Source organism: Microbacterium sp. (assembly GCF_036566905.1).
Lineage (GTDB): Bacteria > Actinomycetota > Actinomycetes > Actinomycetales > Microbacteriaceae > Microbacterium.
Map to the genome: position 1 here is coordinate 1 of NZ_DATCVK010000075.1, position 21,323 is coordinate 21,323.

General features: G+C 70.8%; 17 protein-coding genes and 2 pseudogenes. 9 read left to right on the forward strand and 10 right to left on the reverse strand.

Annotation, left to right across the window (positions count from 1 at the left end; genetic code table 11):
• Positions 1–897 (reverse strand): xylose isomerase (gene xylA / locus VIP82_RS06070; RefSeq protein WP_331906666.1); only part of this gene is annotated, 897 nt, incomplete at its 3' end.
• A gap of 100 nt (positions 898–997) precedes the next feature.
• Here xylA and VIP82_RS06075 point away from each other — a divergent pair.
• Entirely contained in the window at positions 998–2,161 is a 1,164-nt protein-coding gene (locus VIP82_RS06075) for an ROK family protein (RefSeq protein ID WP_331906668.1), read from the forward strand.
• A gap of 16 nt (positions 2,162–2,177) precedes the next feature.
• On the opposite strand, the gene VIP82_RS06080 is transcribed toward VIP82_RS06075, so the two are convergent.
• Entirely contained in the window at positions 2,178–3,173 is a 996-nt protein-coding gene (locus VIP82_RS06080; RefSeq protein WP_331906670.1) for a LacI family DNA-binding transcriptional regulator, read from the reverse strand.
• A gap of 174 nt (positions 3,174–3,347) precedes the next feature.
• Here VIP82_RS06080 and VIP82_RS06085 point away from each other — a divergent pair, with 174 nt between their 5' ends.
• From VIP82_RS06085 to VIP82_RS06100, 4 genes are read left to right on the forward strand one after another with little or no spacing between them, the layout of a single operon-like run.
• A complete protein-coding gene (locus tag VIP82_RS06085) occupies positions 3,348–4,637 on the forward strand; it encodes an ABC transporter substrate-binding protein (protein WP_331906672.1) in 1,290 nt (429 codons plus the stop codon).
• A 17-nt stretch (positions 4,638–4,654) separates the two neighbouring features.
• Positions 4,655–5,653: a carbohydrate ABC transporter permease gene (locus tag VIP82_RS06090; protein ID WP_331906674.1), complete on the forward strand. Its 999-nt coding sequence runs from the start codon at positions 4,655–4,657 to the stop codon at positions 5,651–5,653.
• 14 nt (positions 5,654–5,667) lie between these two features.
• Complete coding sequence (locus VIP82_RS06095; RefSeq protein ID WP_331906698.1) at positions 5,668–6,546, forward strand: carbohydrate ABC transporter permease; 879 nt, start codon at positions 5,668–5,670, stop codon at positions 6,544–6,546.
• Positions 6,543–8,846 (forward strand): beta-xylosidase/alpha-l-arabinosidase, encoded by a 2,304-nt coding sequence (locus VIP82_RS06100; protein WP_331906676.1) that lies wholly within the window; start codon positions 6,543–6,545, stop codon positions 8,844–8,846. Before VIP82_RS06095 ends, VIP82_RS06100 begins: the two co-directional genes overlap by 4 nt.
• Before the next feature lie 65 nt (positions 8,847–8,911).
• Here VIP82_RS06100 and VIP82_RS06105 read toward each other — a convergent pair whose 3' ends face one another.
• The 4 genes from VIP82_RS06105 to VIP82_RS06120 are packed head-to-tail and all read right to left on the reverse strand — an operon-like array spanning position 8,912 to position 13,411.
• Entirely contained in the window at positions 8,912–10,417 is a 1,506-nt protein-coding gene (locus tag VIP82_RS06105) for an alpha-N-arabinofuranosidase (RefSeq protein ID WP_331906678.1), read from the reverse strand.
• Entirely contained in the window at positions 10,414–11,508 is a 1,095-nt protein-coding gene (locus VIP82_RS06110) for a Gfo/Idh/MocA family protein (protein ID WP_331906680.1), read from the reverse strand. Before VIP82_RS06110 ends, VIP82_RS06105 begins: the two co-directional genes overlap by 4 nt.
• Entirely contained in the window at positions 11,505–12,197 is a 693-nt protein-coding gene (locus VIP82_RS06115; RefSeq protein WP_331906682.1) for a ThuA domain-containing protein, read from the reverse strand. The genes VIP82_RS06110 and VIP82_RS06115 overlap by 4 nt, the downstream gene beginning before the upstream one ends.
• The gene (locus VIP82_RS06120; RefSeq protein ID WP_331906684.1) at positions 12,194–13,411 is read right to left on the reverse strand and encodes a Gfo/Idh/MocA family protein; all 1,218 of its coding nucleotides are present in this window, start codon (positions 13,409–13,411) and stop codon (positions 12,194–12,196) included. The genes VIP82_RS06115 and VIP82_RS06120 overlap by 4 nt, the downstream gene beginning before the upstream one ends.
• A gap of 207 nt (positions 13,412–13,618) precedes the next feature.
• Here VIP82_RS06120 and VIP82_RS06125 point away from each other — a divergent pair, with 207 nt between their 5' ends.
• The 3 genes and pseudogenes from VIP82_RS06125 to VIP82_RS06135 all read left to right on the forward strand — a co-directional run.
• Positions 13,619–14,605, forward strand: coding sequence for a LacI family DNA-binding transcriptional regulator (locus VIP82_RS06125; RefSeq protein WP_331906686.1), 987 nt, complete (start codon positions 13,619–13,621; stop codon positions 14,603–14,605).
• A 149-nt stretch (positions 14,606–14,754) separates the two neighbouring features.
• Positions 14,755–16,176, forward strand: a complete 1,422-nt coding sequence (locus VIP82_RS06130) for an aspartate aminotransferase family protein (protein WP_331906688.1) — start codon at positions 14,755–14,757, stop codon at positions 16,174–16,176.
• Positions 16,177–16,213: 37 nt separating this feature from the next.
• A pseudogene (locus tag VIP82_RS06135) lies at positions 16,214–16,516 on the forward strand (DUF7882 family protein); the annotation flags it as partial.
• A gap of 198 nt (positions 16,517–16,714) precedes the next feature.
• On the opposite strand, the gene VIP82_RS06140 reads toward VIP82_RS06135, so the two are convergent.
• Together VIP82_RS06140 and VIP82_RS06145 are read right to left on the reverse strand one after the other, a co-directional pair.
• Positions 16,715–17,041 carry a DUF7882 family protein gene (locus VIP82_RS06140; RefSeq protein ID WP_331906690.1) on the reverse strand — a complete coding sequence of 109 codons (327 nt, stop codon included), beginning with the start codon at positions 17,039–17,041 and terminating at the stop codon, positions 16,715–16,717.
• Positions 17,042–17,061: 20 nt separating this feature from the next.
• Positions 17,062–17,637, reverse strand: a complete 576-nt coding sequence (locus VIP82_RS06145) for a TetR/AcrR family transcriptional regulator (RefSeq protein WP_331906692.1) — start codon at positions 17,635–17,637, stop codon at positions 17,062–17,064.
• Positions 17,638–17,745: 108 nt separating this feature from the next.
• Here VIP82_RS06145 and VIP82_RS06150 point away from each other — a divergent pair, with 108 nt between their 5' ends.
• Entirely contained in the window at positions 17,746–18,777 is a 1,032-nt protein-coding gene (locus VIP82_RS06150) for an SDR family NAD(P)-dependent oxidoreductase (RefSeq protein ID WP_331906694.1), read from the forward strand.
• 118 nt (positions 18,778–18,895) lie between these two features.
• On the opposite strand, the gene VIP82_RS06155 is transcribed toward VIP82_RS06150, so the two are convergent.
• Both VIP82_RS06155 and VIP82_RS06160 read right to left on the reverse strand, forming a co-directional pair.
• Positions 18,896–20,455, reverse strand: coding sequence for an SLC13 family permease (locus VIP82_RS06155; RefSeq protein WP_331906696.1), 1,560 nt, complete (start codon positions 20,453–20,455; stop codon positions 18,896–18,898).
• Between the two features lie 91 nt (positions 20,456–20,546).
• Positions 20,547–21,323 (reverse strand): annotated as a pseudogene (locus VIP82_RS06160) (NAD(P)-binding protein); the annotation flags it as partial.

A 21,323-nucleotide genomic window follows, 5' to 3' on the forward strand; every position in this document is an offset into this window, starting at 1 on the left:
CTCGGTGCGCGACGGCTTGTAGTCGAAGTGGCGCGGGCCGTCGTACGCGGGGACGCCGCCGGGGCCGCCGTTCTCGAGCAGGTCGACGAGCGCGAACGCGTTGTGCAGGTCGCCGTGGCCGAACACGAGGTCCTGGTCGTACTTGATGCCGCGCTGACCGTTGAGGTCGATGTGGAAGAGCTTGCCGTGGTACAGCGCCTGGGCGATGCCGGCGGCGAAGTTCAGGCCCGCCATCTGCTCGTGCCCGACCTCGGGGTTGAGGCCCACGAGCTCGGGGCGCTCCAGCGAGTCGATGAAGGCGATGGCGTGCCCCAGCGTGGGCAGCAGGATGTCGCCGCGCGGCTCGTTGGGCTTCGGCTCGATCGCGAAGCGGATGTCGTAGCCCTTGTCGGTGACGTAGTCGCCGAGCAGGTTCACGGCCTCGCGGTAGCGCTCGAGCGCGGCGCGGATGTCCTTCGCCGAGTCGTACTCGGCGCCCTCGCGGCCGCCCCACATCACGAAGGTCTTGGCGCCCAGCTCGGCACCGAGGTCGAGCTGGCGGAACACCTTGCGCAGCGCGAACCGGCGCACCTGACGGTCGTTCGAGGTGAATCCGCCGTCCTTGAAGACGGGGGCCGAGAAGAGGTTGGTCGTCACCATCGGCACGATGAGGCCGGTGTCGGCGAGTGCGCCCTTGAGGCGGTCGATCTGGGTCTGGCGCTCGGCATCCGTCGAGCCGAAGGCGAACAGGTCGTCGTCGTGGAAGGTGAGGCCGTAGGCGCCGAGCTCGGCGAGCTTCTCGACGGCGTGGACGACGTCGAGGGCGGGGCGGGTCGGTCCGCCGAAGGGGTCGGTGCCGTTGTAGCCGATGGTCCAGAGACCGAACGAGAACTTGTCGGCGCGGGTGGGGGTGGGCATGACGCTCCTTTGCGAGAAATGTTGCTGGCGACAACCTATACCAGAATGGATGCCGCGTCCACTGCGCGATCGCGTCGCGGGTCGCCTCTACAGTGAGGGTATGAATGAGCCGGTCGGCAGTCGCCAAGCGAATCTGTCGCGGCTGCTGCGCCTCGCACATCTCGACGGGCCCGTCTCGCGCGCGACGCTGACCGGAGCCACCGGCCTCAACCGCTCGACGATCGCCGACCTCGTGGGCGACCTCGTCGCGCTGGGCGTCGTGGAGGAGCGCGCGCCGGACCCCAGCCGGCGCGTCGGCCGGCCGTCTCCGCTGGTGGCGCCGCACCCGCGCGTCGTGACCATCGCGGTCAACCCCGAGGTCGACGCCCTCACGATGGCGGCCGTCGGGCTGGATCGGACGGTGCGGCGGCGCGAGCGGCTCGAGATGACGGGGCTGCTGGGCCCCGAGGGGACCGCGCAGCTCATCGGCGAGCGCATCGACGCGTGGCGCCAGGACGACCTCGCCGAGGCGGGGATCGCCGGGATCGGCGTCGCGGTCCCCGGGCTCGTCCGGGCTTCCGACGGCCTCGTGCGAGACGCCCCGCACCTGAGGTGGACCGACACCGCCCTGCGCGAACTCATCGAGACTGCGACCGGCCTGCCCACCGTGGTCGGCAACGACGCGGCGCTGGGCGTCCTCGCCGAGCACCTGTTCGGCGCCGCGCGCGGCATCGACGACGTCGTCTACCTCAACGGCGGCGCAAGCGGCATCGGCGGTGGCCTGATCGTGCACGGGATGCCGGTGGCCGGCGCCTCGGGCTACTCCGGCGAATTCGGCCAGAACCGCCCCGGCATCGCGTCGAGCGCCGATCGCCGCGCGAGCGGCGGCGTGCTCGAGGACGAGGTGAGCCGCGCACGCCTGCTCGCCGTCCTCGGTCGCGACAACGCCGACGAGCCGGCCCTCGCCGAGATGCTGCGCGCGGCGCGATCGCCCGAAGTCCGCGACGAGATCGCACGGCAGCGCCGCATCCTCTCCACCGCCCTGGCCAATGCCGTCAACGTGCTCAATCCTGCCGTCGTCGTGCTCGGCGGGTTCCTGGCGATGCTCGCCACAGACGACCTGGACGGGTTCACCGAGGCGGTCGTCGCGCAGACCATGCCGGCGAACGGCGAAGACCTCGAGATCCGGCCGGCGGCACTCGCCGAGGATCGCCTGCTCATCGGCGCCGCCGAGGCCGCGTTCGCGGAGCTGCTGCGCGATCCCGCCGGCGTCGCGCTCAACTGAGCAGGCCCCGTCCCCCTCAGAGCGGCGGAGCGGTCGTGCCCCGCGGGATGAGCCGCGTCGGCAGCGTCACGTGCGTCGCCGCCGGGACCTCGCCGTCCATGAGGGTGAGCAGCAGCCGCGCCGCTTCGGCGCCCAGGGTCTGCATGGGCTGGCGGACCGTCGACAGGGCCGGTGCCGACTTGGAGGCCTCCGGGATGTCGTCGAATCCGATGACGGAGAGGTCGCGCGGCACACCGAGCCCCAGCTCCGCCGCAACCTTCACGATCTCCATCGCCGAGATGTCGTTGGCGGCGAAGATGGCGGAGGGGCGATCGCCGCGTCGGAGCATCTCGAGCGCAGCGACGCGGACGGCGTCCTGCCGGTAGCTGCCCGACCCCACCAGCGCCGGATCCACCGTGATGCCGGCATCCGTCAGCGCCCGCCGATACCCGGCGTCGCGTGCGATCGACGAACGGAGGTCGGGGCGACCGGCGATGAAGCCGATGCGCGTATGGCCGAGCTCGAGGAGGTGGCGCGTCGCCTGCAGCGCGCCGCCGTAGCTGTCGGACTCGACGGTGGGGAGGTCGGCCGGCCCGGTGTGCGGATCGATGGCGACCACGGGCACCTCGGCGCCGACGTTGACGACCGTGGGGGTGACCATGATCGCGCCGTCGATGAGTGTGCCGCTGAGGCGCGACAGCGAGCGCCGCTCCCATCCCTCCGCCGAGCCATGCGAGCCGGAGTACGCGAGGAGGTCGTAGCGCGAGTCGCGCAGCGCCTGCCCGACGCCCTTCAGGATCTCGGCGCTGAAGGGCTCGAAGTCGGCGACCAGCACCCCGATCACGCCCGTCGTGCGCGAGCGCATGCTGCTGGCGATGAGGCTCGATTCGTACCCGAGTTCCGCGACGACGGCGAGGACGCGGTCGGCCGTCTCACTGGCCACGCCGTAGCGGCCGTTGACCGCTTTCGACACCGTCGCGACAGAGACGCCGGCCGCAGCGGCGACATCCGTGATGGTGGGACGACGTTTCATGATCTCGATAGCGTAACGGCATGGAAACCGTTTTCGAAAACGTTTGACAAACTATTTGTTGTGCACGCACACTTTTGCTTGCTCGGTCGCAGCGCCGAGCGGTGCGCGACCCGATCGCGCCGACCACCGCACCCCGGAGCAGAGGTGCTCCTCGATGAAGAGAACGGGAATCACATGATGGGCAAGAGAATCCTCGCGGGTTCCGCAGCACTCGTCGTCGGCGCGCTCGCGCTCGCCGGCTGCAGTGCCGGCGGCTCCGACGAGAACAGCGACGGCAACGTCGAGATGACGCTCTGGCAGAACTCGACGACCGGTCCTGGCCAGCAGTTCTGGAAGGACGCGATCGCCGCGTTCGAAGACGAGAACCCCGGCGTCACGATCAAGATGCAGTCGGTCCAGAACGAGGACATGGACGGAAAGCTGCAGACGGCGCTGAACGCGGGCGACGCGCCCGACATCTTCCTTCAGCGCGGCGGCGGCAAGATGACCGCGATGGTCAACGCCGGCCAGCTGATGGACCTCACCGACGCCATCTCGGACGACATCAAGGGCGAGATCCCCGAGGGCTCGTTCGCCGCCGAGACGTACCAGGACAAGGTGTGGGCTATGCCCCTCTCTGTGCTGCCGGGCGGCTTCTTCTACAGCCAGGACGCCTTCGACAACGCCGGGATCACCGAGGCTCCCGCGACCATCGACGACCTCAAGGGGGCGGTCGAGAGCCTGAAGGAGACGGGCATCGAGCCGATCGCCCTCGGCGCCAAGGCCGCCTGGCCCGCCGCGCACTGGTACTACTTCTTCGCGATCCGCGAGTGCAGCCCCGAGGTCATCGAGGAGACCGGCGACACGAAGGACTTCAGCGATGAGTGCTGGCTGCGCGCCGGTGAGGACCTGCAGGACTTCGCGGCGATCGACCCGTTCAACGACGGCTTCCTCACCACCGAGCCCCAGCAGGGAGCGGGCAGCTCGGCCGGCCTCATCGCCAACCGTCAGGCCGCAATGGAGCTCATGGGCGCGTGGGACCCGGGCGTGATCGCGTCGCTGACGCCGGACGAGAAGCCGCTTCCCGACCTCGCATGGTTCCCCTTCCCCGAGATCTCGGGCGGCGACGGTGAGCCGGGCTCGATGATGGGCGGCGTCGACGGGTACTCGTGCTCGGTCGATGCTCCGAAGGAGTGCGCCGACTTCCTGAACTTCGTCGCCAGCGCCGACCAGCAGACCGCCTACTACAAGGCCTTCAACTCGCCGCCGGTCAACACCGTGGCGCAGGAAGCCGTCACCGAGCCGTACCTGCAGCAGATCCTCGAGGCGTACAACAACGCCCCGTTCGTCTCGCAGTGGCTCGACACGGTGCTGGGCCAGAACGTCGGCAACGCGCTCAACGTCGCGGTCGTCGACATGCTCGCCGGCAACAGCGACCCGGAGAAGCTCGTCGCAGCGGTCAACGCGGCAGGCAAGCAGGGCTGATCGTGTCTACCCGCGAGATGTCTTCCGACGCTCGCGGTCTTGCAGAACACCACGGGGGCGGCGTCACGCCGCCCCCGTCGGTGCCGCAGGGCCGCCGGCGCCCCCGAGGCCTAGGCTGGGCCGGCCGCCTCGAGGTCATGATCCTGGTGGGGCCGGCCCTGATCTTCTTCGTCGGCTTCGTGATCTTCCCGGTCATCATGGCCGCGTACTACGGGTTCTTCCGCTGGTCGGGCTTCGGCCCGGCGACCGACTTCATCGGCCTGCAGAACTACGTCACGATCTTCACCGACCCGATCTTCCAACAGGCACTGGGGCACAACGCCTTCATCGTCGTCGCGTCGCTCGTACTCCAGGGCCCGATCGCGATCCTGCTGGCGCTGCTGCTCAACCGCAGGATGCGCGGCCAGTCCCTGATCCGCGTGCTCATCTTCGTCCCCTACGTGATCGCCGAGGTCATCGTCGGCACCGGCTTCAGCCTCATGCTGGCCACGAACGGCGCGGTGAACGGCTTCCTCGAGAAGGTCGGCCTGACCTGGCTCGCACAGGACTGGCTCGCCGACCCGAGCATCGCCATCTGGACGCTGATGGCGATCCTCACGTGGAAGTACATCGGCTTCGCCGTCATCCTCTTCCTCGCGGGGCTCCAGGGGATCCCCCAGGAGCTGTACGAGGCCGCCGCGATCGACGGCGCGTCCTACTGGCAGATCCAGCGCACCATCACCCTGCCGCTCCTGGGACCCACCCTGCGCATCTGGGCGTTCCTCTCGATCATCGGGGCGCTGCAGCTGTTCGACCTCGTGTACATCATCTGGGGTCAGTACGTGTCGTCCGTCGCGGGCACCAACACGATGGCGATCTACATGGTCGCGACCGGACGCAATTCCGGGAACTTCGGTTACGGCAGCGCCGTCGCCGTGGTCATCTTCGTCATCTCGCTGGTGGTCGCCCTGATCTATCAGCGCACGATCCTGCGCCGTGACACCGCGGGGGCCATCACAGAGAGGGGCGTCAAGTGAGCACCACGGACTCGATGAGCACCCGCACCATCACACTTCGCGACACCGTCCCCGGACGCCGCCGCGACGTCAACAAGCTCCCGTGGGGCAGCCCGGCGGTCTACTTCATCGCGCTCGTCATCATCGCGCTGATGCTCGGGCCCGTGCTCTACATCATCATCGGCGGCTTCCGCACGAACTCCGAGATCACGGTCGACCCGTCGGGCATGCCGGTGAGCTGGAACCCGCAGAACTACATCGACGTTCTGACCAGCGGGCTGTTCTGGACCGAAGTGCTGAACTCGACGATGGTCGCCCTCGCGACGACCGTCGGCGCGGTGGTGCTCGGCCTCATGGCGAGCTACGTGATCGCCCGGTACAGCTTCGTCGGCCGCGGCGCGCTGTATGCGCTGTTCGCCGCCGGCCTGATGTTCCCGATCACCGTGGCGATCACGCCGCTGTACATCGTGGTGCGAAACCTCGGGCTCATGAACACGCTGCCGGGGGTCATCCTGCCCCAGATCGCGTTCGCACTGCCCACGACGATCATCATCCTCGTCCCGTTCCTGAAGGCCATCCCCGACGAGATCCAGGAGGCCGCGTACATCGACGGATGCGGTCGTCTGTCGTTCTTCTGGCGGATGGTGCTGCCGCTCGCGGTGCCCGGCGTCATCACCGTCGGCATCCTCGCGTTCATCGGAAGCTGGAACGGCTACCTGCTGCCGCTGTTCATCCTGAACGACGAAGCACAGTTCACCCTCCCGCTGGGTGTCCAGGCGTTCTCGTCGCAGTACTCGGTCGACACGGCCAAGGTGCTCGCCTTCACGTCGCTGTCGATGCTGCCCGCACTGGTGTTCTTCAGCCTCTTCGAGCGTCGGATCGTCGGCGGCCTGACGGGGGCGGTCAAGGGATGAGCGACGTCGTGATGCCCGCGGTCTCGCCGCGGGTGCAATCCCTCCACGCGCAGATGACGCTGGACGAGAAGCTCGCGCAGCTGGTCGGGTACTGGGTCGACAAGGGCGGCGAGGTCGTCGCGCCGATGGCCGGCGAGCGCGGCAACACCGGCCCGTACGAGGAGGCGACGGCCCAGGGCCTGGGTCACCTCACCCGCGTGTACGGCACGCGGCCGGTGGATCCGATCGCGCGAGCCGAGTGGCTCTGGGCGGAGCAGCGGCGCCTGCGCGCCGAGACCCGCCTGGGCATTCCGGCGATCGTGCACGAGGAGTGCCTGACCGGTCTCGCGGCCTGGAAGGCCGCGACGTTCCCGACGCCCCTGGCGTGGGGTGCGGCCTTCGACCCGGAGCTGACCGAAGAGGTCGGCGCGGCGATCGGCCGGTCCATGGCCGCCCTGGGGATCCACCAGGGTCTCGCCCCCGTGCTCGACGTCGTCACCGACCCCCGCTGGGGCCGCGTCGACGAGTGCATCGCCGAGGATCCCTACGTCGTCGGCACGATCGGCACCGCCTACGTGCGCGGACTGCAGTCGGCCGGGGTCGATGCGACCCTCAAGCACTTCGCCGGATACTCCGCCTCGCAGGCGGGCCGCAACCACGCCCCCGTGCAGATGGGCCGGCGGCGGCTGCAGGATGTCGTGCTGCCGCCGTTCGAGATGGCGATCCGCGACGGCGGCGTGCAGTCGGTCATGAACTCGTACGCCGAGATCGACGGCGTTCCCGTCGCCTCGGACCCCACCCTGCTCACGGCTCTGCTGCGGGACGAGTGGGGGTTCGAGGGCACGGTCGTCGCCGACTACTTCTCCGTCGCGTTCCTGCACTCGCTGCACGGCGTCGCCGCCGATCTCGGCGAGGCGGCCGTGCTCGCCCTCCGGGCGGGCATCGACGTCGAGCTGCCCACCGCCGACGCGTTCGCGGGGCCGCTGCGGGCCCGGCTCGCCGCGCATCCGGAGGAGGTGGAGTTCGTCGACCGTGCCGTGCTGCGTGTCCTCGCCCAGAAGGAGCGGCTCGGCCTGCTCGACGCCGACTTCGAGGCGGCGCCCAGCGAGATCGACCTGGACGGTCCCGCGCTGCGCGCCTTGGCCCGCCGGGCCGCCGAGGAATCGGTCGTCCTGCTGACCAACGACGGCCTGCTGCCGCTCTCGGCTCCCGGACGGATCGCGCTGATCGGTCCCAACGCCGACTCGGCCGAGTCGCTCATGGGGTGCTACTCGTTCGCGAACCATGTGCTCGCCCATCACCCGGGCACTCCGCTCGGCTTCGAGATGCCGAGCGTCGCCGAGGCGCTGCGGGGCGAGTTCGCCGGCGCGGACGTGGTGCTGGAACGCGGCTGCGAGGTCGAGGATCCCGACACCAGCGGGATCGCCGCGGCCGCGGAGGCGGCGGCGGCCGCCGACGTGGCTATCGTCGTCGTCGGAGACCGGGCCGGCCTGTTCGGCCGCGGGACCGTAGGCGAGGGCAACGATGTCGACGACCTCGAGCTGCCCGGCGCACAGCGCCGTCTCGTCGAGGCCGTGATCGCGACCGGCACGCCGACGACAGTCGTGGTGGTCTCAGGACGCCCGTACGCGATCGGCTGGATGCTCGAGGGACCGGGCGCCGCGAGCGCGGTGCTGCAGGCCTTCTTCCCGGGCGAGGAGGGAGGCCCGGCCATCGCGGGGATCCTGTCCGGCCGCACGGAGCCGTCGGGGCACCTCCCCGTGTCGCTCCCCCGGTCGGCGGGCGCGCAGCCCTACACCTACCTGCACCCGGTGCTGGGCGGACCGACCGAGATCACGAGCGCCGACAACACCCCGGCCCTGCCGTTCGGCCACGGTCTGACGTACACGACGTTCGAGCGCGGATCGCTGATCGCGACGGATGCCGCGACCGACGGCATCCTGGAGGTGTCGGTCGTCGTCGCCAACACCGGGGACCGGCCGGGAACGGATGTCGTGCAGCTGTACGCGCGCGACCGGGTGGCGTCGGTCACGCGTCCGGTCGCGCAGCTGCTGGCGTACCAGCGGGTGTCGCTGGAGCCGGGCGAGTCGGTGTCGGTGAGCTTCGCCGTGCCGGCCACACGCCTGGCGTTCACGGGACGCGAGGGTCGCCGCATCGTCGAGCCGGGCGAGATCGACCTCTGGGTCGGCCCGTCGTGCGCGCAGCGCGACGCAGAGGTGCAGGTCGAGCTGACCGGCGACGTCCACGTCGTCACGGCGGCCGATCCGCGCGCCGCGACGGCGACCGTCCGGACCGGCGCGGACGCCCTGCCCGTGCGCTGACCCGGAATACGAGAGGGCCCCGCGGCATCGCGCCGCGGGGCCCTCTTCGTGGCGATGTGCGCCCGTTACGCCAGGTCGAGCTCCACCGTGGCGAAGGAGTGCGGCGGGAGCGAGACGGTCAGCACACCCGCGTCGATCGACGTGTCGAGCGACGCCGGCGCGACGGCGTCGGGGTTCTCGGGGGTGTTGTGGGAGGTGGCATCCGTCCCCGTCAGCACGCGGGCGCGTCGCACGGTGGCCGTGCGGCCGCGCAGGTCGACGCGCACATCGAGTGGAGCGTCGAGCGACAGGTTCGACAGCGACACGAGCGCCGAGTCGCCGCTCGTCGATGCCGACACCGACAGGCCGGGCACGTCGTCCGCCGCCGCCGGCGACGACAGCACATGGGCGGCGAGCGCCGTCGCGTCATGGTGACCGCGATTCATCTCGAACACGTGGTAGGTCGGCGTGAGCACCATCGCGCCGTCGTCGTCGGTGAGGATCATCGCCTGCAGCACGTTGAGGGTCTGCGCGATGTTCGCCATCTTCAACCGCCCGGCATGGCGGTGGAAGGCGTCGAAGTGCACGGCGGCGACCAGGGCGTCGCGCACGGTGTTCTGCTGGAACAGGAAGCCGGGGTTGGTGCCGGGCTCGACGTTCCACCACGTGCCCCACTCGTCGAGGATGAGGCCCACCTTGCGGTCGGGGTCGTACGAGTCCATGACGGCTTCGTGCCGGCGGATGACCCGCTCGATGTCGATCGCCTTGCGCATCGTGCCGTAGTACTGCTCGGCCGAGAACTCGATGGCCGGCTCGGTGTTGATGCCCGCGCCGGCGTGCGAGTAGTAGTGGAACGAGATGCCCTGGAACACCGGCGACGGGTTCGACCCACACGTGAGGCAGCCGAGCGACTCCATGAGCGCGCGCGTCCACGTGATGTCGTCGTCCGAGGCGCCGGCCGCGATGCGGTAGAGCTCGTTGCCGCCGTGGTTGCGGCAGAACGTGCCGTAGCGGCGGGCCTCGAGCGCGTACTGCTCCGCGGTCATGTTGCCGCCGCAGCCCCACGCCTCGTTGCCGATGCCCCAGAACGGCACCTTCCAGGGTTCGTCGCGGCCGTTCTCGCGCCGCAGCCGCGCCATCGGGCTGTCGCCGTCGCGCGTCAGGTACTCGACCCACTCGCTCATCTCGCGCACCGTGCCGCTGCCGACGTTGCCGTTGACATACGCGTCGGCGCCGAGCATCTCGCACAGGTCCATGAACTCGTGCGTGCCGAAGTGGTTGTTCTCCACCACGTCGCCCCAGTGCGAGTTGATCATCTGCGGGCGGCTCTCACGGGGACCGATGCCGTCGCGCCAGTGGTACTCGTCGGCGAAGCAGCCCCCTGGCCAGCGGAGGTTCGGGATGCCGAGCGCCCGCAGCGCCTCGACGACGTCGGAGCGGATGCCGCGCACGTTGGGGATCGCCGAGTCCTCGCCGACCCAGAAGCCGCCGTAGATGCAGCGGCCGAGGTGCTCGGCGAAGTGGCCGTAGAGGTGGCGGCTGATGACGTCGCCGGGGACGTCGAGGTCGATGACGGCGCGGGCCGTGGTCACAGGTTTCTCCAGTCGGATGCGGGGGTCAGGGGGACGAGGGACGGGCGCTCCGCCGTGGTGCGGAGCACCACGCGCACGCCGGACGCGGCCGAGTCCGAGAGGGCCGTCATGATCTCGAGCACGTGCAGGGCGATCGCCCCGCTCGCGCGCGCCGGGCCGGCGACGAAGTCGAGCAGGCCGATGCCGCGGCCGGCGTCGGCGTAGCCGGCCGACGACTCGAGGGTCTCCCACGAGCCGCCCCGGGGGTGAAGCTGCACGTCACCGGCGAACATGTTGGGGTCGGGTACGATCAGCGACCCGTCGACGCCGTGCACCTCGATCGGCGCCGCGGTCGACCGGACGCCGTCGAAGCTCATGGTCACGGTCGAGATCGCGCCTGATGCGTGATGCAGGATGCCGGTGAGATGGGTGTCGACGTCGACGCCGATGCTCTCCCCCGCGCGCGGCCCGGTGCCGATCACGCGCACGTCGCGCGAGCGCGACGCGGCACCCGACACCGCTTCGACCGGTCCGAGCAGCTGCACGAGCGAGGTGACGTAGTACGGGCCCATGTCGAGCAGCGGTCCGCCGCCCTCGCGGTAGTAGAAGTCGGGATGCGGATGCCACGACTCGTGGCCGGCCGAGATCCACATCGCGGATGCCGACACCGGCCGCCCGATCCGCCCATCATCGATCGCCGCGCGCGCGGTCTGCACGCCGGTGCCGAGCACGGTGTCGGGCGCACTCCCGACGCGGACGCCCGCGGCGGCTGCGGCATCCATCACCCGCGTCGCGTCGGCGAGCGTCGCCGCCAGGGGCTTCTCTCCGAAGACGTCCTTGCCGTGCGCGATGGCAGCCAGCGCCACCTCGGCGTGCGCCGCGGGGATGGTGAGGTTGAGGACCGTGCCGACGCCGGGATCGGCGAGCAGCTCGTCGGTGCCGAGCGCGCGGCACCCGGGGATGCCGTCGGCCGCGGCCTGCGCTCGTGGGGCGTCGAGGTCGGCGACGGCGGCGATCCTCACGCCCTCCACTGCGCGGAGCGTGTCGAGGTACTGGCGCGAGATGACGCCGAGCCCGACGATGCCGATGTCGGTCGCGGTGCCGGCGGTCATCGCGCCGCCCACAGGATGCCGCGCTCGATGATGGTGCGCACGTTGGCGTCCTGCAGCACGTCGAGACTGTGGCCCGGCGTCGACACGAACACGCGCCCCTGGCCCCAGTCCCGCGTCCACACGGCCGGCGACGTGATGGGCCGGTGCCACGGGTGGTAGGGCTGCACCGGGTGAGTGGTCGTGGCGAGCACGTCGATGAGGTCGTCGTGGAGCACCCAGTACTGCTCGGTGGTGAGTCGGAAGTCGTCGATGCCGGCGGTGATCTCGTGCCTGCGGCCCAGGTCGGTGATCTCGACCGTGTAGTCCAGGTAGTTGTCGGTCTGGTCGCCGTGCACCTCGTCCGGGTGCTTCGAGGGATGGGTGGCGAACTGACCGCCCACGAGCTGCAGGTAGTCCGAGCTCGCGCGGAACGAGTCCGCGATGCCGCCGTGCCAGCCGGCGAGACCCGTGCCGGCGGCGACCGCGTCGCGCAGACCGCGCACGGCCTCGTTCGACGCCTGCGACATGGTGACGGACTGCAGCACGAGGTCGGTCGCGGCCATGCGGTCGGCGTCGGCGTACACCTGCGGGTCCTCTTCGACGGTGACGTCGAAGCCGCTGTCACGGAGGAACGGCAGGAACAGCTCGGTCGCCTCGACCGGGTGGTGGCCGTCCCATCCGCCACGGACGACGAGGGCGGTGCGGGTCATGAGGGGTTCCCTTCCACGGGGTGTTCGGTGGCGTCGACGGCGCCGGCGGCGACCGTCGTCAGGATGCTGTCGTGCGCGGCGCTCTGCTCGACTGCGGCGAGCACGCGCTGCACCTGGGTGGCGTCGGCGAAGGTGGGCGACACGGGGATCTCACCGGCGACGGCGCGCACGAAGTCGACGGCCTGGTGCGTGAACAGGTGCTCGTACCCGAGTCCGTGACCGACGGGCCACCACGCGCCGGCGTACGGATGCTGCGCCTCGGTGACCTGCACGCGCCGGAAGCCCTGGGCGACATCGGCTGCCGCGTCGTACACCTCGAGCTCGTTCATCCGCTCGAAGTCGAACGCGATCGCGCCCCGGTCGCCGTTGATCTCGATGCGGTTGGCGTTGCGGCGTCCGGTCGCCAGGCGCGTCGCCTCGAAGACGCCGAGGGCCCCGCCGTCGAAGCGGGCGGTGAACGCCGCCGCGTCGTCGACGGTCACCGGGAGCCGGTCGGAGGTGTCGGCGGCGACGCCGCCCAGACCCTCCACCGCCCCGCGGCGCGGCCGCGAGGTGACGAAGGTGCGCAGGGTCGCCGAGACCGCCGTGATGTCCTGACCGGTGAGCCACTGCGCGGTGTCGATGCTGTGCGCGCCGATGTCGCCCAGTGCCCCGGAGCCCGCCCGATCACGATCCAGCCGCCAGGTGTGGGGCGCGTCGGGGTCGCTCAGCCAGTCCTGCAGGTACTGCGCCCGCACGTGCCGGATCTCGCCGACGCGACCCGCCGCGATGAGCTCGCGCGCGAGGGTCAGCGCGGGGGTGCGGCGGTAGCTGAAGCCGCACATGGCGACCACGCCGGCGCGGGATGCGGCATCCGTCATCTCCTCCGCCTCGGCGACCGAGTTCGCCAGCGGCTTCTCGCACAGCACGTGCTTTCCGGCCGCGAGCGCGGCGAGCGCGATCTCGGCGTGGGTCTGGCCGGGGGTGCAGATGTCGATCACGTCGATGTCGTCGCGTTCGACGGCCTCGCGCCAGTCGACCGAGTGCTCCGGCCACTCCCAGCGCGCTGCGGCCTCGGCGGTCGCGTCGGCGCGATGACCGACGAGCAGCGCCGGCCGCGGAGTCAGTGGGAGGTCGAAGAAGCGCGGCGCGGTGCGCCAGGCGTGGGTGTGCATGCGGCCCATGAAGCCGGTGCCGATCAGTGCGATCCGCAGCGGCGATGTCGTCGTCGTCATCGGGTGTGCCCTTTCCAGGCACAGACGATGCCATCGCGCGGTCGGCGTCGCGACAATGTTGCGCAAAACCTCCGGCGTGCGCGAAAGTGGTGCGGTGCCGCCGAGACGTCCTCTGATCGCCGCGACCGAGGGGTTCACCCGCCGTCTCGGCCGTCAGGCGACGCCTCACGGGCAAACGTCCAGGGAAGTCGGCCGGTGTCTGCGCGCGTGAGTCTCGCCGCGGTGGCGGCGGCGGCCGGGGTCAGCGTGGCGACGGCGTCGCGCGCACTGTCGGGCCGCGGAGATCTCGCCCCCGCGACCCGGCGTCGCGTACTGGCGGCCGCCCGCACCCTCGGCTATACCCGTGACCCCGCCGTCGGCGGGAGGCCGCCGGGATCCGCGCGCCTGGTCGACCTGGTGCTCGGCTGGTTCCACAACGCCTACTCCGACGAGGTGACCGCCGGCGCCCGCAGCGCCGCGGCCGCCGCCGGCTACGACCTCGTGCTGACCGAGGAGCGCGACACCCCCGACGACGACTGGCCTATGCGCATCCGCAGGCGCGGTTCGGCGGGCGTGGTGCTCGGACTCATCTCGCCGACGGCGTCGCAGCTGGCCGCGCTGAACGATGCCGAGATCCCGGTCGTTCTGATGGATCCGCAGGCCGAGACGTCGCGGGGTCTCACGAGCGTTCGCACGACCGACCGCGAGGGCGGAGCGGCCGCGGCGATGCATCTGGCCGAACGCGGCGCCACTCGGTTCGCGGTGGTGCTCGGGTCGCCGCCGTATCGCTACGGCCGCGCGCGGAACACCGGCTTCCGCGAGGCGCTGCGACTCGTCCGCCCGGACGCCGACCTGATCGCGGTGCAGGCCGACTGGGGTGGGGCGGCTGCGCGCGAGGCCGCGCTGCCCCTCCTGCGCGGGCTCCGGCCGGGCGAACGACTCGGCGTCTTCGCGTGCTCCGACGAGATGGCCGCGGGCGTGTACGCCGCGGCCGCGGCGACCGGGCGCCGCATCCCCGACGACGTGCTGGTCGTGGGCTTCGACGACCTGCGCGGCGCGCGCTGGCTCACCCCGCCGCTCACCACCGTGCGCCAGCCCATCCGCGAGATGGCCGCAGCCGCCGTCACCGCGCTCACCGAGGCCGCCGCCGGCGCTCCTCTGCCGCCCTCCCCCATCGTGCTCGCGACGCAGCTGATCGAGCGGGGCTCGACCTGAGTCCCCGCTCGTTCCCGGAAGACAAGGGATGCCGCGGCGGCGGCATCCGGACGGTCCGGCGACTGCGGCATCCGAACCGGACGAAACGTCCCGTCCGCGTGCGCGGGGCACCCGAGTAGCGTGGGAGCACGTCTGACGGAAGGCTCCCCATGTCGATCTCGACCGAACGCCACGCCCGCACCGACCGCGCCGCGAGGAGCGAATCCGAGCTGCAGCAGATGGCGAAGGACCACCTGTGGATGCACTTCGCCCGCCAGTCGGTGATGACGGACGGCCCCGGCGTTCCGATCATCGTCAAGGGCGAGGGCCACCACATCTGGGACTCCCAAGGCAAGCAGTACATCGACGGTCTCGCCGGACTGTTCGTCGTGGCCGCCGGTCACGGTCGCCGGCGCCTCGCGGAGGTCGCGGCGAAGCAGGCCGAGCAGCTCGCCTTCTTCCCGATCTGGTCGTACGCGCACCCCGCCGCCATCGAGCTCGCCGACCGTCTGGCCGACTACGCGCCGGGCGACCTCAACAAGGTGTTCTTCTCCACCGGCGGCGGCGAAGCCGTCGAGACCGCGTTCAAGCTCGCCAAGTACTACTGGAAGATCCAGGGTCAGCCCACCAAGCACAAGGTCATCTCGCGCTCGGTCGCCTACCACGGCACCCCGCAGGGCGCCCTCGCGATCACCGGCATCCCTGCCATGAAGTCGATGTTCGAGCCGGTGACACCCGGCGGCTTCCGGGTGCCGAACACCAACTTCTATCGGGCTGCCGACATGGGCGCGCCCGCAGATGACCTCGAGACCTTCGGCGTCTGGGCCGCGGACCGCATCGAGGAGATGATCCTCTTCGAAGGCCCCGACACCGTGGCGGCGGTCTTCCTCGAGCCGGTGCAGAACTCGGGCGGGTGCTTCCCGCCGCCTCCCGGATACTTCCAGCGCGTGCGCCAGATCTGCGACAAGTACGACGTGCTGCTCGTCTCGGACGAGGTCATCTGCGCCTTCGGCCGCATCGGCCACATGTTCGCGTGCGACGCCTACGGCTACGTGCCCGACATGATCACGTGCGCCAAGGCCATGACCAGCGGCTATTCGCCGATCGGCGCGACCATCGTGAGCGACCGCATCTACGAGCCCTTCGCCCACGGCGACCGCGCCTTCTACCACGGCTACACCTTCGGCGGTCACCCGGTGTCGGCCGCAGTCGCGCTCGAGAACCTCGACATCTTCGAGGAGGAGGGCCTCAACGAGCGGGTGCGCGAGTACTCGCCGGTGTTCCGGTCGACGCTGGAGAAGCTCAACGATCTGCCCATCGTGGGCGACGTGCGCGGCGACGGCTACTTCTTCGGGATCGAGCTCGTCAAAGACAAGGCGACGAAGGAGACCTTCGACGACGACGAGTCCGAGCGGCTGCTGCGCGGGTTCCTCTCCAAGGCGCTGTTCGATGCCGGTCTGTATTGCCGCGCCGACGACCGCGGCGACCCCGTCATCCAGCTCGCGCCGCCCTTGACGGTCGGCCCGAAGGAGTTCGACGAGATCGAGCAGATCCTCCGCAGCGTGCTCACGGAGGCGTGGACACGACTCTGAGGCATCGCCGGGCGGTCTCGAGGGTTATTGTTGGCCCGTGGGCACGATCTACTACGGCGGCGGCGCGATGCCGATCCATATCGAGGACCGCGCATTGGCGCACCTCAAGGTCGTGATTGCGACCAAGCTCCGGCGCGATGAGAGCTTCACCGTCTCATGGACCCACCCCGACGATCAGCCCCGCGGGCGCAGCACGATCTGGCTGCACCCGTCGATCCCCCTCCGGTTCGTCTTCGACGACCCGGAGCCGGCGCAGCTCAGTCGCGAGTGGATCGAAGAGCTCGCGAACTCCGCCAGCTCGACCGGCGGCATCCTGCTCGTCGCAGAGCACTTCGACACGGGCCCGGTTCCGGTGGCCGAGGGCGCGGGCATGGCCGCCCTCGACGGCGGCGCGGTGGACGTGTCACTCGGCAAGGTCGACGTGGAGCACATCGACGTCGACCGCCTCACCGTGGGCGGCACCGAGGTGACAGCCGAGGACGTCACGTCTTAGGCGACCTCTCCGTCGCCCGCGCCGGGGAACGTCACCGGGCAGCCCTCAAGAGAGCTCGGGCTGCGACGACTCGTCTTCCTCGGCGGGCTCGGGGAGGATCGTGAGGCCACTCGGCCCGCTCGCCGCGAGCATCAGCTCCTCGACCCAGCGGCGGTTGATGCGCGGCTGACGGCTGCCGAAGAAGTGGAACTGGATCGGCACCGACGGGTGGATCCAGAAGCTGCGGCGTCCGCTGCCGTCGCCGATCTCGACGTCGAACATGAATGGCTCGGAACGGCGCAGTTTGTTCATCACGACGATGCGCAGGTGGGCCAGCGTGCGGTCGTCGATGTCCACCGAGTTGGCGTTCGTGTCGTAGATGAACCGTCCCATGGCAGGAGCCTAGTGCCGCATCACCGCGGAGCGAATGCAGCGGCGAAGAGGGCCCGCGCGCGGCGCGCGACGACAGGTCGCTGCGCGGTGTCGGCACGGGCGAGCTCGGTCGCCAGCATGCCGGCCGCCAGCGTCACGTCGTCGGTCTCGATGTGCCTGCCGATGCGGCCTGCGACGCGATCGCGGGCGACGAGACGCTCCACCAGTGCCTGGAACCGGGCCCCGAGCACCGCCACGCGCGTGTCGGTGAGATCGGCGGTGATGAGCTCGATGAATGCCGTCGAGACGACCACCTGGTCGACGACGCGGTCGAGCAGGTCGTCGACCGTCCGCTCGGGGGCCGACGTGTACTCCTCGAGGTCGCGCACGTTGTCTTCGAAGACGGCGACGGCGAGGGCCGTGCGGTCGGGGAAGTGGCGGTAGAGGCTGCCCTGGCCCACGCCCGCGCGCTTGGCGACGGCGCTGAAGGGCGCGCCCAGGCCGCCTTCGGCGTAGACCTCGCGCGCGGCGGCGATGAGGGCGCGACGGTTGTCGGCCGCGGCGGCGGGGCCGCGATTTGGGCGGGGATGCGCATGGGGGGATGCGGTGCTCGGCACGGGTGTAGCCTAGTACCGGACAAAGATGTCCGGTAGGAGCCGCCCCGAAGGATCCTCATCCCCGGACCCGCAGCCCCGATGCATGCACGAAGAAAGGGAAGAACACCCATGAGCACGACCACCGCTCCCCTCACCGGAGCCTCCACCATCCAGTCATGGCTCGACGACCCGGCCGGCGGGCCGGTGCTGCGCGATCTCCTCGCCCAGGGCGGCCAGAGCGCGGAAGCGCTCAGCCCCATCGTCTCGCTCCCGATCTCGAACCTCGTCGCGATGAGCGGCGGCGCCTTCCCGCAGGCCGCGCTCGATGCCCTGATCGCACAGGTCAACCCCGACGGCGTCCCGGATGCCGGTGCCACCGCCGACGAGACCCCGAAGGCGGAGTGGGCCGAGAAGGTCACCGCGGGGCGCTTCACGGGTCAGACCGTCATCGTCACCGGCGCCGGCTCCGGCATCGGCCGTGCCACCGCCTCGCGCGTCGCCCGCGAGGGCGGTCGCGTGATCGCCGTGGACGTCAGCCAGGAGCGCCTCGACGAGTTCGTCGCCGCGCACGCGGGCGCCGATGTCGTCGCGCTCACCGCCGACATCACCGACGACGAAGGCGTCGCCCGCATCATCGAGGCGGCCGGCGACAGGATCGACGGGCTGGCCAACATCGCCGGGATCATGGACGACATGACTCCCGTGGGCGACGTCACCGACGCCGTGTGGGAGCGCGTGTTCCGCGTCAACGTCACCGGCACCATGAAGCTCATGCGCGCCGTGGTCCCCGCCATGCTCGCGCAGGGCGGCGGCTCGATCGTGAACACCTCGTCCGAGGCATCGCTCCGCGGCTCGGCCGCCGGCGCCGCCTACACCGCGTCGAAGCACGCCGTGGTCGGCCTCACCAAGTCGAGTGCCTTCATGTACGGTCCGAGCGGCATCCGTGTCAACGCGGTCGCACCGGGCGCCGTGATCACCAACATCGAGGCGAAGTTCAACTCGCCGCTGGGTGCCGATCGCGTCCGGACCGGCATGGCCGTGATGGTGCCGCCGGTGATGCCCGACCGACTCGCCGCGTCGATCACGTTCCTGCTGAGCGACGACGGCGTCAACGTCAACGGCCAGAACCTCGCCAGCGACGGCGGCTGGTCGGCCGCGTAAGAACCCGCGACGCCCCGGCTGACCCGAGCCGCCGGGGCGTCGCGCACCACGTGCTCCCCTGTCGCGATCTGCGAGGCCGTTCTGCGGATCGTGGCGGGCGAGCGAACAGCTCGAACGGCTAGAACGGCCAGATCAGCGGCACGTAGAGCACCGCGATCGCCAGGAAGAACAGCGCGAGCGGCAGCCCCAGCTTCCAGTAGTCGCCGAACCGGTACCCCGCCGGCTCCATCACCATCAGGTTCGCAGGCGTCGCGATGGGCGTGAGGAAGGCCGCCGCCCCTGCGACGGCGAGCGCCATCATGAAGGGCTGCACCGACAGGTCCAGCGCGTGGGCGACCGAGATGGCGATCGGCGCCACGATGAGCACCGTCGCCGTGTTGCTGATGAGCTGACCGAGCACCAGCGTGATCCCGCACAGCGCGAGCAGCGCGACGTGAGGGCCGGCGTCGCCGAGCATCGACAGCATCCCTTGAGCGATCAGGTCTGCGGTGCCGGTGCTGATGAATGCCGTCGACAGCGGGATCATGCCGGCGATGAGCACCACGGTCGTCCACGAGATCGCGTGATACGCCGCAGTCGCGGTGACCGTGCGGGTGAGCACCAGCGCGCACGCCGCGAGCAGGGCGGCGACCGCCGGCGGCACGACGCCGGTCGCGAGCAGCACGATCATCGCCAGCAGGATGCCGATCGCGCGCTTCGCTCCCCGCCCGAGCGGCACCGACCGGCGCAGCTGCGCCGGGTCGTCGACCACGAGCACGCCGGGGTCCTGCGTCCGCCGCGTGAGGTCGTCCCACGCCCCCTGGAGCAGCAGGGCGTCGCCGGACTGCACGATGAACTCCGTGCCCTTGAGGTGCTCGTCGCCCCGTCGCGCCGCCAGCACGACGAGGTCGCCGTCGGGCGTCGTCATCCCGGCGCACACGCGCTTACCGATCAGCGGCGACCGCGGTGCCACGACGACCTCGGTCACCCCGGTGTTCGGGCCGAGGAGCATGCCGGTGTCGAGCGTCAGCGAATACTGCCGGCGCAGCATCCGCGCGTGCCGCACCAGGTCGACGGGCATCAGCGCGCCCTTCCGATCCGGCACGAGTCCCCCGCCGAGGAGCAGGATCACGATCGTGCCGAGGAGCACCGGGATGCCGACGAGCGCGAATTCGAAGAACCCGAACTCCCGCCCGCCCGCGCCGGCGGCGAACTCCGACACGATGATGTTGACCGGCGTGCCGGTGAGCAGGAGCAGCGAGCCTGCGGATGCCGCGAACGCGAGCGGCATGAGCAGCCTCGACGACGCGATGCCGGCGCGAGCCGCGACCACGACGACCAGCGGGAGCAGGGCGGCGACCGCGCCGTTGATGCTGATGAGCGCCGTCAGCCCGGCCACGAGCAGTGCGATCACCACGATCAGCGTGGTGCGCTTCGTGCCGGCGCTGCCGATCACCTTCTGCCCCGCCCATGCGGTGACTCCGGTGGCGTCCAGCGACTCGCTCACGACGAACAGCGCGGCGATGAACAGCACGGTCGGATCGCCGAACCCCGCCAGCGCTTGCGGCAGGGTGAGCACGCCGGTGAAGAACAGGGCCAGCGCGACGCCGATCGCGACGATCCCGATGGGCACGCGATTGCTCACGAAGGCGATCACCGCGAGCACCAGGATGACGAGGGTTGCGGTGACGGGGTCCACGCGCCCAGCGTAGCCACCGACCTCGCGGAGCGGACCCGGTTCCGAGCCCGTCGAAGGGCGCTTCGACAGGCTCAGCGACCGAGGCCCGGCTTCAGCCGCGCAGCGTCGCCAGCCCCGCGACGTCGTACGCCAGCTCGACGGCCTCGAAGACCGCCGCATCGATCGTGCGCGGTGCGAACGCATCGCCGATGGTGACGACCCGCGGTGCGGCTGACGTGTCCATGATCGAGCCGGGGATGCCGACCGACGCCCGCGGCTCGATGGCCACCACTGCGTCGACCCCCGGGATCATCTCGACTGCCCCGGTCAGCGTGTCGCGCACCGTCACGGCGCCGGGTTCGATCCGCTCCACGAGGTGTGCGGGGCGACGCTGGAAACCCCCGTGCGCTCCGAGGCGCTCGAGCAGCAGCGGCCGGTCGAATCCGGCGCCGATGTGCGGGAACACGGTCTCGAACGGCGTCACGAGCTCGAGCTCGTCGACACGCTCGAGCAGGGTCAGCACGATCCCGGCGGCGTACGCCGTGCCGTCGGCATCCACCACCGCGATCCGCCGGCCGAGCGGCACTTCGGCCGCCGGTGCGACCGCAGCGAAGGCGTCGGTGGTGCCCTCGGCGGGGAATCCTCCGGCGTACGCGCCGCCGAGGGCGAGCGAGGTGGTCACCGGGGCGATGGCGCCGGTCGCGACCACGATGCCGTCCGCACCTTCGGCGCGCAGCAGGTCGGCGTCCGCCTCGACCCCGAGCCGCACCGTCACGCCCACGGCCGCGAGGTCGCGCTCGAGGTCGTCCACGAGCAGCCCGACGCTCTCGCGCCCCGGCACGCGGCGGGCGAGGCGCAGCTGGCCGCCGAGTTCGTCCGCGCGCTCGAC